This window comes from Pedobacter alluvionis, assembly GCF_003664035.1.
Lineage (GTDB): Bacteria > Bacteroidota > Bacteroidia > Sphingobacteriales > Sphingobacteriaceae > Pedobacter > Pedobacter alluvionis.
Window position 1 is genome coordinate 386,718 of the sequence record NZ_RCCK01000012.1, and the last position, 14,149, is coordinate 400,866.

Annotated in this window: 13 protein-coding genes and 1 riboswitch; of the genes, 6 read left to right on the forward strand and 7 right to left on the reverse strand. The window is 38.6% G+C overall.

What is annotated here, in order from left to right; translation table 11 throughout:
- Nucleotides 1-16 precede the first annotated feature (16 nt).
- Together BCL90_RS26255 and BCL90_RS26260 are read right to left on the reverse strand one after the other, a co-directional pair.
- Nucleotides 17-148 carry a glycoside hydrolase family 95-like protein gene (locus BCL90_RS26255; RefSeq protein WP_394341708.1) on the reverse strand — a complete coding sequence of 44 codons (132 nt, stop codon included), beginning with the start codon at nucleotides 146-148 and terminating at the stop codon, nucleotides 17-19.
- Complete coding sequence (locus BCL90_RS26260; protein ID WP_394341709.1) at nucleotides 120-281, reverse strand: glycosyl hydrolase family 95 catalytic domain-containing protein; 162 nt, start codon at nucleotides 279-281, stop codon at nucleotides 120-122. The genes BCL90_RS26255 and BCL90_RS26260 overlap by 29 nt, the downstream gene beginning before the upstream one ends.
- Nucleotides 282-730: 449 nt before the next feature.
- On the opposite strand from BCL90_RS26260, the gene BCL90_RS15610 reads away from it, so the two are divergent.
- Nucleotides 731-931 (forward strand): YtxH domain-containing protein, encoded by a 201-nt coding sequence (locus tag BCL90_RS15610; protein ID WP_121284928.1) that lies wholly within the window; start codon nucleotides 731-733, stop codon nucleotides 929-931.
- A gap of 203 nt (nucleotides 932-1,134) precedes the next feature.
- Here the strand turns inward: BCL90_RS15610 and BCL90_RS15615 are convergent, their stop codons facing one another.
- On the reverse strand, nucleotides 1,135-2,571 hold the full coding sequence (locus BCL90_RS15615) for a SusD/RagB family nutrient-binding outer membrane lipoprotein (RefSeq protein WP_121284929.1): 1,437 nt from the start codon (nucleotides 2,569-2,571) through the stop codon (nucleotides 1,135-1,137).
- An 11-nt stretch (nucleotides 2,572-2,582) separates the two neighbouring features.
- Nucleotides 2,583-5,729, reverse strand: coding sequence for a SusC/RagA family TonB-linked outer membrane protein (locus tag BCL90_RS15620; RefSeq protein WP_244095093.1), 3,147 nt, complete (start codon nucleotides 5,727-5,729; stop codon nucleotides 2,583-2,585).
- A 339-nt stretch (nucleotides 5,730-6,068) separates the two neighbouring features.
- Nucleotides 6,069-6,175: riboswitch (SAM riboswitch) on the reverse strand.
- Between the two features lie 136 nt (nucleotides 6,176-6,311).
- On the opposite strand from BCL90_RS15620, the gene BCL90_RS15625 reads away from it, so the two are divergent.
- Both BCL90_RS15625 and BCL90_RS15630 read left to right on the forward strand, forming a co-directional pair.
- Complete coding sequence (locus BCL90_RS15625) at nucleotides 6,312-7,580, forward strand: peroxiredoxin family protein (protein WP_121284931.1); 1,269 nt, start codon at nucleotides 6,312-6,314, stop codon at nucleotides 7,578-7,580.
- Nucleotides 7,581-7,796: 216 nt separating this feature from the next.
- Nucleotides 7,797-8,378: a DUF4142 domain-containing protein gene (locus BCL90_RS15630; protein ID WP_121285163.1), complete on the forward strand. Its 582-nt coding sequence runs from the start codon at nucleotides 7,797-7,799 to the stop codon at nucleotides 8,376-8,378.
- A gap of 120 nt (nucleotides 8,379-8,498) precedes the next feature.
- On the opposite strand, the gene BCL90_RS15635 is transcribed toward BCL90_RS15630, so the two are convergent.
- Complete coding sequence (locus BCL90_RS15635) at nucleotides 8,499-9,176, reverse strand: competence protein CoiA family protein (protein WP_244095094.1); 678 nt, start codon at nucleotides 9,174-9,176, stop codon at nucleotides 8,499-8,501.
- A gap of 190 nt (nucleotides 9,177-9,366) precedes the next feature.
- On the opposite strand from BCL90_RS15635, the gene BCL90_RS15640 reads away from it, so the two are divergent.
- The 3 genes from BCL90_RS15640 to BCL90_RS15650 all read left to right on the forward strand — a co-directional run bounded on the left by BCL90_RS15640 (nucleotide 9,367) and on the right by BCL90_RS15650 (nucleotide 13,071).
- Nucleotides 9,367-9,585 carry a DUF6965 family protein gene (locus BCL90_RS15640; RefSeq protein ID WP_121284932.1) on the forward strand — a complete coding sequence of 73 codons (219 nt, stop codon included), beginning with the start codon at nucleotides 9,367-9,369 and terminating at the stop codon, nucleotides 9,583-9,585.
- 200 nt (nucleotides 9,586-9,785) lie between these two features.
- Nucleotides 9,786-11,873: a phosphate acetyltransferase gene (gene pta / locus BCL90_RS15645; RefSeq protein WP_121284933.1), complete on the forward strand. Its 2,088-nt coding sequence runs from the start codon at nucleotides 9,786-9,788 to the stop codon at nucleotides 11,871-11,873.
- 1 nt (nucleotide 11,874) lies between these two features.
- Nucleotides 11,875-13,071, forward strand: coding sequence for an acetate/propionate family kinase (locus BCL90_RS15650; protein ID WP_121284934.1), 1,197 nt, complete (start codon nucleotides 11,875-11,877; stop codon nucleotides 13,069-13,071).
- A 91-nt stretch (nucleotides 13,072-13,162) separates the two neighbouring features.
- Here the strand turns inward: BCL90_RS15650 and BCL90_RS15655 are convergent, their stop codons facing one another.
- Both BCL90_RS15655 and BCL90_RS15660 read right to left on the reverse strand, forming a co-directional pair.
- A complete protein-coding gene (locus BCL90_RS15655; protein ID WP_121284935.1) occupies nucleotides 13,163-13,546 on the reverse strand; it encodes a VOC family protein in 384 nt (127 codons plus the stop codon).
- A gap of 115 nt (nucleotides 13,547-13,661) precedes the next feature.
- Nucleotides 13,662-14,138, reverse strand: a complete 477-nt coding sequence (locus BCL90_RS15660; protein WP_121284936.1) for a DinB family protein — start codon at nucleotides 14,136-14,138, stop codon at nucleotides 13,662-13,664.
- Between the last annotated feature and the right edge of the window lie 11 nt (nucleotides 14,139-14,149).

Sequence of the window (14,149 nt, forward strand, 5' to 3'; positions counted from 1 at the left end):
CCATTTATTTTAGCATTCACTGCTGCGTTATTGCAGAAGTGATTTTGCAGGAGATATTTTTACCCTCTTTCCAGTTCATATCAACCGTAAAATCACCTCTTGCTTTGAGTTCTTTTATTTCACCAAAGGCTTTCCATGCATCTGAAATTGCAGACTAAACCATAGTGACTCTGGATCAGCATTTCGGCAATGGCCACAGCGGCACTAAAGTTACCATCAATCTGGAAGGGTAGTGCGGCCAATAACATATTTGGATAAATACCACACTTCCAGACTGATATCGGTACCTAAAGTAAGTCTTAAAATCTCCTTAAAAAGTTTAAATACCCGATTCTCATCTTGTAACCATGCCTAAAATAACGGTTTATAATCAATCTACCAACTTGGCGCATCATCTTCGCTAACTTCGGGTGTTCTTTTGGCGGATTCGGCTTACCTATTTGATCCTGATCTGAATATGCGGAGTCGGTTCATCTCTGTTGCCCAAGTTTCTGGCCGCTATCAAGATTGATTTATATTTATCAGTTGGTTTTTAATCAACCACGCTTATGCATAATTTGCCACGAGGCACAGATAAACATAATCGCTATTCTCTGTTGTTTACGTGCTTTTGTTACAAAAAACAACACTTTTATTTCATCGTCAATTAAGTGGATTTGTAACAACAGTTATTTAGAATCGTCTAAAACTTTTAACGAACTCAAAATGTTTAACTAAAAAAGAAAAGAACATGGGAATTTTAAAAACAGCAATTATTGGCGCTGCAGTATATGCAGGTGTGAAATATATCACGAAGAAAGATCCAATTACCGGACAATCTATCGTTGACGAATTATTGGATCGTGCACCACAATGGGCAGATAAAGCAAAGGGTTACACAGAAGATCTGAAAACAAGGGTAAGTAATGCCGCAGAAGATTTATCCAGATGAATAGCTTGTAGAAATAAAGAGCCTGAAGAGGCTAAATATCTATTTCTCTGATAAAAAAACGTTCCGATTTAAAACCGGGACGTTTTTGGTTTATAGTTATAATTTAACCACAGATAAAAAGGATGCAACACAGATATAATCCGTGTTTATCTGTGTGCATCTGTGGTTAAAAATTCTTAACTTAATAACATTGTATCAAGACATTAAAAAGCATCAAACCAAAGTTTGGTGGTTAATAAATCAGCACCCTGACTGCTTACCGCATTTTTATAATTCTGTCCGTTTAAAGATTGTTCTGTACCAGGATAGATAAAACGCACCGGAATTTTACCACTCAAAACGGTATTAACAGATGCAGTTAATTGCGGATAATCTAATCTTCTCTGCTCGGCCCAGGCTTCCAATCCTTGACCAAACAAAGCAATCCATTTTTGCTCACCAATTGATTTTTTATAATTACCAGCATCATATTGTACTGAAGCCTGATTAATATAATCATCAACAGCACTTCCACCGATACTGTATTGATCAAATGATGCCCTGATGGCCTGTTTATACAGATCAGCTGCATTTTCTGTAGTAAAGCCTCTTGCGGCGGCTTCAGCCCTATCAAAAAGCAATTCGGCATAGCTAAAAATCACAGCAGGTGCTTTTGGTGCTAAAAAATAAGTTCCTGGTCTTGAGGAATTTGCCAAACCTATTGCACTGGCTTCTGAATTTGTTGAGCCGTTCGGAATACCTACGTACGTTTGAGGTGTTGCATTATCAGTTTTGCTTGCATAAATTGGTAGTCTTGGATCATTTAGCGCAAAAAGTTTATCTACGATGGTTTTACTGATCCGGTAATCATTCCTGGTTTCGAATGATGCTGCTACAGGATTTTGCTGTGGCGAATCACTGTAGAAAAGTTGTGCATTCTCCGATTTGCTATTAATATAAGTGCCACCTTCAGCAAGTATTTCATCAATTACCTGCTTAGATTTAGCTGGCTCTTTATCCGCAATGCGTAAAGCGATACGAAGACGTAAAGAATTGGCAAACTTTTTCCATAAAGCAATATTGCCGCTATAAATCACATCTCCGCTTATAACTTTTCCTGAAGCAGGATCCAAAGCTGCCTGAGCAGTTTTTAAATCGTTAAGAATACCATAATAAACATCCTTTTGTTTATCGTAAACTGGCGTAACAAACTGTTTAATTTTTCCAGCTTGTGAATATGGTATATCCCCATAAGCGTCGGTAAGTAACAAAAATACCCACGACCTTAATACAAGTGCAACTCCTCTATAGTTTGGATTGCCTTGTGCATCGCCCAATTCGATAATTTTATTAAAGCCAGCAATACTTTGTGCGTAGCCAGTAGACCATAAAGAGGTAAAGCTACTGTTCGAAAAGATAAAACGATCTTCTTCGGTATACTGAACCTTAGCCCAATGTTGTGCAAAAAGCAAGCTCGAGTTCATATTATTGGTTCCCCCCCAATACGTATCGGCTGTAGTTTTAGTAGTGCCCGTAAGTAAATAATCGGGTTGTGGAATTTCTGGAGCATTCGGATTAATATTCACCTCATCCAGCTCTTTATTACAAGATGAAAATGCAATTGCCAGAATGGCCAGTATATATAGTTTTTTATTTTTCATGATGGGAATACTTAAAATTTAACATTCAGGTTGATACCATAGCTGCGTGTGCTTGGATTAGATAAACTTTCCAACCCCTGTCCGTTGCCGGTATTAAAGGCTACTTCCGGATCAATATCTACTGTATTGCGGTGAATAATCCAAAGGTTACGGCCAACAAGTGATACAGAAACGCCTTGCAAACTTAGCGGACGAATCCATTTGGCCGGCAAATTGTAGCTAAGCTTAACTTCACGAAGCTTAACGTAAGAAGCATCGAAAATATTTGCTTCGTCTATATTTCTGAAGGTTTTGTAATACTGTTGAGCAGGCAATATCTTCTCATTGCGTTTACCATCGGCAGTTACGCCATCAAAAACAATTCCGTCATCATAAACCGTTACACCTGTCGGAGCTGTTCCGTTTACCCTTACGGTGCCATTTTCCTTTTTATTATCTGGATAATAGTAAGAAATACCGCCGTATTCTGCTGCTCTTCCCGGAAGCGTGGAGGCTAAAACTCCGGTATAAGTGCCTGTTGCATAAGTACCATTGTAAATAGAACCACCAATACTCGCATCAACCAATACGCCTAAACTTATACCTTTATACGTAAAGGTATTGTACACCCCGCCAATCCAATCTGGTGTATATTTTCCCAATACCTGTTTGGTCGGGTTTGTAGCTGGTGCGCCTGTAGCATTTACAATAATATTTCCATTACCATCTCTTAAAAAGGCTGTTCCGAAAAGCGATCCATAAGGTTGTCCAACGGTAGCAATCACTTGCGCTGAGTTGGTAGCTACAATGTAATTCGTTAATAATTTCTCTGCATCGAGTTCAATTACCCTACTCCTGTTTGCTGCAAAATTGAAATCAATATCCCATGTAAACTGCTTTTTAATTGGTGTAATACCCAATTGTGCTTCTATACCCTTGTTGTTTATTTTTCCGGCATTAAGCAGTTTTGAGCTAAATCCGGTGCTTTGACTTACATCGGCTGCCAAAATCTGATTGTAACTATTGGTATTGTATGCACTTAAATCGAAACGTAACCTTTTGTTAAAGAAAACAGCCTCAACGCCAAGTTCTGTTGAAGTGGTAGTTTCTGGTTTAAGGTTAGGATTAAGGTCGATATTACTTGTGGTAAGTTGAGGGTTTGCGTTAAACGGCGCACTAAATGCATAAGTATTGATCAAACGGTAAGGATCCGCATCTTTACCAACTTTAGACCAGCCCCCACGTATTTTCAAATAATTAAGAGTTTCACTTTTAATGTCAAATGCTTCGGTTGCTACAAAACTTCCGTTAAATGACGGGTAAAAATAAGACCTGTTCTGTGCTGGTAAAGTAGACGACCAATCGTTACGTGCCGTGATGTTGGCGAAAAGGTAATTTCTGAAACCGATCTGACCTGATGCATAAATACTATATGATTTTAAACGCGATAAATTATTGGATGAAATCAGGGGATCACGAGAATTTTTAAGGGTATAAAGTCCGGCGATGGCTAGTTTAGGTGCACTTTGATCATTCTGCTCAATATATTGCCTGCGGATGTTACCACCACCCAATAATTCTAAGCTAAAATCATCATTTAACTGCTTGTTAAAGTTTAAGGTTGCATCGGTATTATTCTCGCTTACGGTAAAGGCACTTTCTGTGTAAGATCCAAAAGGTGTTCCGTTCGTACCATAAGCGATTCTAACTTTACGCCTGTCGTTGTAATAATCTGTACCCGATCTGAAATTGAAATCAAGGCCATCAATAATTTTATAATTAAGGGCTAAACTACCGATAATGCGACTGCGGTTCTGCGAAACTGTATTTTCGTAAGCTACCCAATATGGGTTGCTGTAATAGCTGTTATTCCAGTTAAACGTTTTTCCATTTTCATCCAAATAGTTTTTTAACTGGTTAATATCAACCTGACGGCCAAACCACGTAAACTGTAACATGGTACTTGTAGAACGTGAACCTCCAGTGCCAGGCAAATTATCTGAATTAAGTTTGCTATAATTCGCATTAGCCGTTAAGGTCAGTTTTGGTGTTATCTTCAGTGACGTATTTAATACAAATGAGTTTTTGCCCTGTCCGGAATTCGGCACAATGCCTACTTGTTTAAGGTTATTGTAGGAGATGCGGTAATCGTACTTTTCGCCCGCATCTGCGACCGATACCCCATTATTTAATGAATATCCCGTTTGAAAGAAATCGCGTACGTTATCCGGATGGGCTATAAATGGAACCGCCACTCCTTTTGAAAAAAACTGCGGGATTAACCTTCCATCCAGTTTTGGTCCCCAGCTCTCATCTACCCCATCATTAATACCTTTACCAGCACCATCCACATAGCTGAACTTCCCTTCTGATCCCTGACCAAAAGCATTTTGATAAACCGGCAAGGTGAGCAATGTTTCTAAAACGGCATTGGAGTTAATATCAATGCCCAATCCTTTTTTCGATTTACCTGTTTTGGTTTTAATCAAGATCACCCCTGCGGCAGCCCTGGAGCCATATAATGCCGCTGCATTTGGTCCTTTTAGCACACTAATTGATTCTATATCTTCCGGATTGATATCTGAAATGGCATTCGCATAATCTCTTGCACCTGCAGAATTTAACTGAGAGTTATCTACCGGAATCCCATCAACCACAAATAATGGCTGGTTATTTCCGGCTATAGATGTTTCTCCTCTGATGACTACGCGAGAGGAACCCATGCTCCCCTGACTGTTCGTTACCCTAACTCCGGCTATTTTTCCAGCCAGTGCATTTACCAGGTTAGATTCTTTAGCTTCGGCCAGATCTTGTCCTTTTAATTCCTGAACAGCATAACCGAGCGATTTTTTCTGCCTCGAAATTCCCAATGCGGTAACCACTACCTCATCCAGCGCATTATCGCTTGATTGAAGAATGACTGAAATCGGCCCGGCATTTTTATTGATTTGTATTTCCTGGGTTTTAAAACCGATATAAGAAAATACTAAAGTACCTTGATCAGGCGCACTGATAGAAAAAACACCTTTCCCATCAGAAATGGTAGTTTGCCTGGTTTCTTTGATAAATATAGAAACGCCGGGCAGTGTCTCGCCATCTGCCGACTTTACCGTTCCGGTAACGGTGACATTTTGAGCAAATACCTGCTGCGTAATAAAGAGCAGTAAGATGAATGCCATTGATTTTAAAAATTTGATCATGTGTGTGTTAAAAATTAGTTAAAAGATAAATTTTGGGCAAAACGAATCCCTAACGGTTAATAACCGTGTTTTATTAAAATAAAATGGGATGGTTAGATCAAAAGTGCCTGTTAAAACGGAGCAATTTTAACAGGACTAGCGCATTTGGGAGTCTACACAAGGATTTACATAAGGCGATTTTAGCTTGTCTGTTTTTCTCATTTGAATGATTTTATTTAATGCATAATTTAATTTCAAGAAGGCATTCAGGGCAAAAAAAAAGCACCTCTTAAATCAGAAGTGCTCCATATATTTTATATAAGGATAGCGCAAACAACTGACTTAACTACCCCAGATTCATCTGGGATGGAATTAGCACCATTTCTAAAAATTAGATGGTTGCTAAGGTTTCACAGGGCCATTCCCTCCGCCTTTCTTGATAAGTATTTTAAAATAACTTCGGCAAAGGTATAATTAATTCCATTTATCCTATAGTTTTTATAGATTTTTATTGAAATATTTTTTCTTTGACAATTACATCCATATCTTTGTCTAGTAATTTAGTCGACAAACACAGTCCCAATGAAACTTAAATCCCTTTTAACAGCCGTAATGGCCATATCAATAACCTTCACCTACGCTCAGGAACAAACGGCCCTGGTAAAGAAACAGGCAGCAAAACTTCAGGAGAAAAACCAAAAAACATTTGTTGCCCCCGGTAACTGGCGTGGAATAGCTAAAGTAAAGGAAGGATTAGAAATCCCTTTCAACTTCGAGATCAGCAAAAAAAACGGTCAGCAAAAATTATATTTCCGCAATGCTGAAGAGCGTTTCGAAGGTGGCCCTGTAAAACAAACTGCCGACTCGCTTTTTGTCAAACTGGATCAGTTTGATAACGAACTTGCGTTTGCGATAGTTGGTGATCAATTAACGGGTACGTTAAGAAAACAGGATAAAGCTGGTAAACCTTTAGTCATTATTGCCGAGCACAAAAATTACCGTTTTAAAACTGACAAACCTGCCGCAGCAGACTATTCTGGTAGTTACGATGTGGTTTTTACATCGCCAAATGGTAAAGAAGAAAAAACAGTAGGTTTATTTAAGCAGACAGGAAACAGACTTACAGGCACTTTTCTCCGTGTAACCGGCGATTCGCGTTATCTGGAAGGTGTTGTAGAAGGAAATGAATTTCAGCTTTCTAGTTTTATCGGCTCCTCTCCTGCTTATTACAAAGGAACTTTCCAGGCAGATGGTGCTATTAAGGGTGAAGTTTTAGGAGCGAGAGGTAGTCAGCCTTTTACCGGAACCAAAAATAAAGATGCTGCCCTACCAGATCCTTATAAACTTACCTATCTGAAAAAAGGATACAAAACACTTGATTTTAGCTTTCCTGATCTAAATGGAAAAAAGATTTCGCTAAAAGATGAAAAGTATAAAAACAAAGTGGTGATTTTAACCATCACTGGTAGCTGGTGCCCTAATTGTGTTGACGAAGCTACTTTTATGGCGCCTTGGTATAAAGAAAACAAAAACCGCGGTGTAGAAATTATTGCTTTGCATTACGAACGTTCAACCGAGCCTGAATATGCAAAGAAAGTAATGACCCGTTTCAGAGAACGTTTTGGTATCGAATACGACCAGGTATTGGCAGGTACAGCGGACAAACAGGTGGTATCTGAATCGTTACCCGCGCTTGATTCATTTTTATCTTTCCCAACTACCATTATCATCGATAAACAGGGAAATGTAGCCCAGATCCATACAGGTTTTAATGGCCCGGCAACCGGTAAATTTTATGATGAATTTGTGAAAGAATTTAATGCGGAGATTGATACGCTGTTGAAGAAATAGTTAGTCTTACAGCAATGACGATCCCCCGCATTGTATTGCAAAGTGAACTCAATGATGACAGTTCATTTCAGGAACTTTTGGCATAATATTAATTTCTCCCGATTAACTTATTTAGATTTCAGAGCAACTGGCTATTGTATGAATCAACGAATATTTAAAAGCTTAAAACCCTTTTGCGCTAAAACGTGTTATCCATATACAACAAAAACAATGGATATGAAAAAGTTAATGTATGTAATGGCCATTTCTGCCCTGGCCTTTCTGGCTTGTAATGGTGGAAATAAAGATGCCAAAGAAAATGCCGATAGTTTAAACAGGACAAAAGACACCACCTCGAACGTTGCAGCCACTGGCGGAATTGCAGTTGAAGAAGCTGATGCCAAATTCACTACTCAGGCAGCTGTTGGTGGTATAGCAGAAGTAGAATTGGGAAAACTGGCCCTCGAAAAAAGCAGTAATCCACAGGTTAAAGAATTTGCAACCATGATGGTTAAAGACCATGGTATGGCTAATACCGAATTAACTGCCATAGCAAAACAAAAAAACATTACACTGCCAAGTACAGTTGATGATGAGCACAAGAAAAAAATGGACGACCTAAGCAAAAAAACAGGTGCAGATTTTGATAAAGCTTATGTAAGCGCAATGGTCGACGGACATAAATCTACCTTAAAATTAATGGAAGATGAATCAAAAGATGGAAAAGACGCAGATCTTAAATCTTTTGCAACTAAAACTGCACCAATTGTTCAAAGCCATTTAGTAATGATCAATAAAATAAACGACAGTATGAAATAAACTGCTGGAAGTATTAAAACGCTTACTATAGCTGGCGTTTTAATACGTTTTTTTATTAGTGAGATTTCCTTTCCATCTGTCTATATCGCAATCTCAAATGCTTTTTTACTTAGTATTATCTTAAACTTCCGGCGGGGTATGCCAATCGATAAAGTTTTTTCTCTTTAACATTTCCAGGTACGGGTAATTTCCGTTTAGTTGTTTACGCTGTTTTAGTTCATATAAAAAATGCCCGCCTAAGTCGACAATAATTTTAGCGGTAGCTAAATACCATACACTATGCGGTTGTTTCCAGCAAAAAGAATATAGGTTTGAGGTGAATTTAACTCCCTGCAATTCCGGATGGTAAAAATTAAGTATTTTTGGATTGGGTATTCCCTGCATTACTTCTGTTTTTCTAACCATTGAAAGGTGATCGGAATGGCAGAACTCATAATCCTTTAGTTTGGGATCATCAACATCAGGCAGATGTTTCAATATTTTAAAACCTTTAAATTTTTTACCATTTAATACCCATATTAAATTTGGGTAAAAAGCCTCTCTGCTGTTCAGTTCGGCAAGTGTTATTGGAGAGTTCTGAAACTCGATGGTATAACCCGACGGTGTAAAAATATCTGCCCGGTGAGTATCTGAATTTGCAGCATCATAAAAGGCAACCTCTCTAAACGAAGGCGGAAAAGACAACTTCCAATCCCGGTGCCACACCGTTTCTTTTCGGTAATGCTCCTTTTTAAATGAAGAAACAACCGGAGCGATTTCAACATGATGTAGATCTTTTCTTATTTCACTATTATCCATTCTCTGGCCACACAATTACAAAACAATTATTTTAGGGAAGCACAAATTTAAACTAAAATTTTTAGTGCAAAAATAAACTATAGCGCTAATCAGAATAATATTTAAATCATTATGATTGAGCACTAGGCAGATACCAACTGACAAATAAATTTAATTCGATCTGCTCAAAATAGAATGATAACTTTGTAAGATGACGATTCAAGAAATACAGCAGCTAGAAGATTTTTTTACCCAAGCCGGCAAGCAACAGGTTCCAATTTATCTGAATCAGGCTACCGTAATCACCGATTATGCCCATTTTCTGGAAAGTCATTTTATGCCTTTAAAGCTTAATCCTGATGCAAAAGTGAACCTGCCACTCATCCATAGGCTAAAAATGTTAAAGTTATTAATTGAATCAAATTCGTAAAAAACGGTTTAAAAATGGCTTAATCCAACGTTAAAAACCATATTGATCCAGTTTTTTTCTTGCCATTAAACCTTATTTTGAGCCCCATTTAATAACGGGTTTGTGTAACCTTTTAAAACTTAACCTACTTTAGTTTTTAAAATAAATATTTCCAACTATATTGGGCGTAATTGGTTATTCCTATACATTGCTCCTTATTTATGACTAAAAATATATTCATTGCTTCGGCCGAACCCTATACCGGAAAATCAGTAATTGCTTTCGGGATGATCAATATGTTACTGGCAAAAACCCAAAAGGTAGGTTATTTTAAACCGATTATTGCACAAGACGATCCGAATAAAAAAGATGAACATGTAGAAGCGATGTTAGATTATTTTTCGCTTCCTGTTAAATATGAAGATGCTTTTGCCTTTACCCGGCAAGAAATGCTCCATCAATCAGAAGATAGCGGAGCAATTATCAATACCATCATCAGTAAATATAAAAAACTAGAAGATAACTACGATTTCACCGTAATTGAGGGCAGCGACTTTTTAGGTGAAGGAATGGCCTTTGAATTCGAATCGAACGCCTTAATGGCCAAAAACTTAGGTGCACCTGTTTTAATAGTGGTATCAGGGAAAAACAAAACGGCAAGTCAGCTTTTTAAATCAGCCATCAATATCTACCGGAACTTCCTGTTGCGTGATGTACAGGTATTAGGTGTAGTGGCCAATATGGTGAATCCAGAGGAAGCGGAGCGTATTAAACAAGCTTTAATCAATCAGTTGCCGACGGAACTGCTTATCGCCGTTATTCCAACTGAAAATGGTCTGCAAAGTCCAACTATGAACGAAATTACTTTAGCCTTAGGTGGCGAAGTGCTTTTTGGTTCTGAATTATTGGATAATCAGGTTGATAATTTTGTAACAGGAGCCATGATGTTACCTAATTTTTTAAGGCACATTAAAGATAACCTGCTTATTGTTACCCCGGGCGATCGTGGCGATATTATTATTGGCGCGCTTCAGGCCAACTTATCAGCCAATTATCCAAAAATTGCTGGGATTGTTTTAACCGCAGGCAGCTTACCTGATGAGCCGATTATTAAATTGATTGAAGGTTTACAAACCATAATCCCAATTATAGCGGTACAAAAAGGAACTTTTGAAACCACTACAACCATTGGTGGCATTCATTCTAAAATTACGATTGAGAACAAGAAAAAAATTGCGTTAGCGATAGAACTTTTCGAAAAGTATGTGGATATAAAAGCACTGGACGATAAAATCATCACGTTCAGCTACCAGGGTATTACGCCACACATGTTCCAGTACCAATTGGTTAAATGGGCCAAACGTGATAAAAAACATATCGTTTTGCCGGAAGGAAACGATGAACGCATTTTAAAAGCGGTTGAAAAACTCATCACCCAGGAAATTGTAGACATTACGCTCTTAGGCGATCCGGTTGAAATTACCAATAGTATTAAGCGACTTGGATTAAATTTAGATACGAACGTTTTAAAAATCCACAACCCAGGACATTCTGCACATTACAATGATTATGTAAATACCTTGCATGAATTGCGCAAAGCCAAAAATGTAAACCTCGAAATGGCCAGAGATATGATGACTGATGTTTCTTATTTCGGTACGATGATGGTTTATAAAGGTGATGCTGATGGAATGGTTTCAGGGGCTGTACATACCACACAACATACCATCAGACCAGCTTTACAGTTTGTTAAAACCAAACCTGGCGTATCAGTGGTTTCCTCTATTTTCTTTATGTGCTTGCCAGAGCGTGTGGCCATATTTGGCGATTGCGCGGTTAACCCCAATCCTACTGCCCAGCAATTAGCCGAAATAGCAATTTCATCGGCAGAGAGTAGCGCAAAATTTGGTATTGAACCCCGTATTGCCATGCTTTCTTATTCTTCAGGCACATCTGGTGAGGGTGAAGATGTAGAACGCGTAAGAGAAGCTACCGCAATAGTGAAAGCAAAACATCCGGAATTAAAAATTGAAGGACCGATACAATACGATGCGGCTGTAGATCCACTTGTGGGTAAACAAAAACTACCGGGATCTGAAGTAGCTGGGAGAGCAAGTGTGCTCATCTTTCCCGATTTAAACACCGGTAACAACACCTATAAAGCGGTACAGCGCGAAACCGGGGCGTTGGCCATTGGCCCGATGTTACAAGGTTTAAACAAACCAATAAACGATTTGAGCCGTGGCTGCACGGTAGATGATATTTTTAACACCGTTGTAATTACAGCGATTCAATGCCAGGATATTTAATATGAACATTTTAGTAATTAACTCGGGAAGCAGCTCCTTAAAGTACCAACTTTTTAAAATGCCCGAAAAAGCGCCTATTTGCAGCGGGCTGGTAGAACGGATTGGCATTGAGGGCTCATTTATAAAACATACAGTTTATGCCAATAGCGAAAAACACAGCATAGAAGAAGCAGGTTTTATAGCCAACCATGGTGAAGCTTTAAAACAGGTTTTGGCATTATTAACACAGGGAGAATACGCAGTAATTACAAGTCCTGATGATGTTGCGGCTGTTGGTCATCGTGTAGTACATGGCGGTGAACATTTTTCTGGTCCGACAATTATTACTGATGAGGTAAAACAGCAGATCAAAAAGTTGTTTTCACTTGCTCCATTGCATAATCCTGTTAATTACAAGTGTATTGAAGTAGCTGAGCAGACTTTTGTGAATGCCAAACAAATTGCAGTATTCGATACGGCTTTTCATCAAACTATACCAGAACAGGCTTATCATTATGCCATTCCAGAATCGTACTATAAAGAGCATGGCATTAGGGTATATGGATTTCATGGTACCAGCCATAAATATGTAAGCGAACAGGCAATTAATTGGTTAAACAAAAAAGACAGTAAAATAATCAGCATCCACTTAGGAAATGGCTGCAGTATAACGGCTATTAAAAATGGTAAGTCAATAGATACCAGTATGGGTTTTGGTCCCCTAAGTGGCTTAATGATGGGCACACGTTCTGGAGATATCGATCCATCGGTTATTTTTCATTTAATGGAGCATTCCGGATATACCTTAGAACAACTGAGTACCCTGGTTAATAAACAATCCGGGCTTTTGGGTGTAGGTGGCTCGAGCGATATGCGCGACATCAGAAAAATGGTAAACGAAGGAAATGCAGCAGCAGTTTTAGCCCTTAAATTATATACCTACAGGATCAAGAAATTTATAGGTGCTTATGCTGCTATATTGAACGGCATTGATGCTATTATATTTACAGCAGGTGTTGGCGAAAACGACAGCAACATGCGTGAGGCTGTATGCTCAGAGCTGAATTATCTGGGTATTGAATTGGATCCGGCTCAAAATACAGGCTATAATGGCGAACTAAAAGAGATTAACACTGCTGATTCAAAGGTTAAGATATTGGTTATTCCAACCAATGAAGAATACGAAATTGCACATCAATGCTTTAGACTTATAGGCTAATTGTAAAACTTTTGAATTTTGGCAGGGAAAAGACTTCCGAAGTTTGCGCTATGGCCTTTCCGCTTTGCCAACTTCGGAAGTTTAGCCAGACTTAGGACGTTTCCAAAATAGACAAAATATTACCAGAAGGATCTCTAAACCAGGCAATGCTTGGGCCTCCGTTTCCACGGGAGATGCCTTTACTGTCTGTTTTTAAATACTCTTCATTATAAATCTCAAACTTTACTCCCCTGGCAATCAATTCGTCGGCAGCCTGATCGATATTTTCTACAGGAAAGTTAAGCACCGTAAAAGTTGCAGGTACATGATTTGGCTTTGGATAAAGTAAAACATTTGCTGATCCGGGAATAACCAATTCGATTAAGCCCATTGGATTATCTTTAACTTCGATACCCAGTACTCCCTGATAAAAATCTTTTAATTGCTGTACATCATCTACAGAAAATGAGCTGAATGCTTTTGAGTTTTGTAACATAAAATCTATTTATTAATCAATTTTTACGAGAACGAACAGTTAAATTTAGCAGATTAAAACAATAGTAACCGGCTGCATAAGCGGCAAAGTACAAGCCCAAACGAGACAATTTCCTTTAGCTTTTCCAGGCACCCAATAAACGCCTGACGACAACAATTTCGGCAATATGGTAAGCATTATGATCGGCAATCTGTAAGGCCTCGCGTAGTACACTTTGTCCATCGCCATGCGGAATTGGCTCATATAAGTCTGAAGAATCTAATAAAGCAATAAATTCTTCCAAGTCATCATCAATCTGTTTTAGGGTATTGTTCCAGGCATGTTCATCTTTAGGCGCCAGTTCTTTAGGCCAATATTCGTCTGGCCATTTAGGCGATTGATGCGATCCATCCTTACTAAATTGGAGCATATCCCACTGAGCGATTCTAATGTGTTCGGCCAATTGCCAAATACTGTATGGTAGGTTATAAGGCTTTTCGCCCAGGAGATTAAAAGGCAGGTTAGTGACTGCATCTTTAAACCCTACATGTGCTCCACCCCCATTTAATAATTTTTTAAGTTCCGTAACCAGTATCGATGTTTGATTTTCCATAGTAATATGAG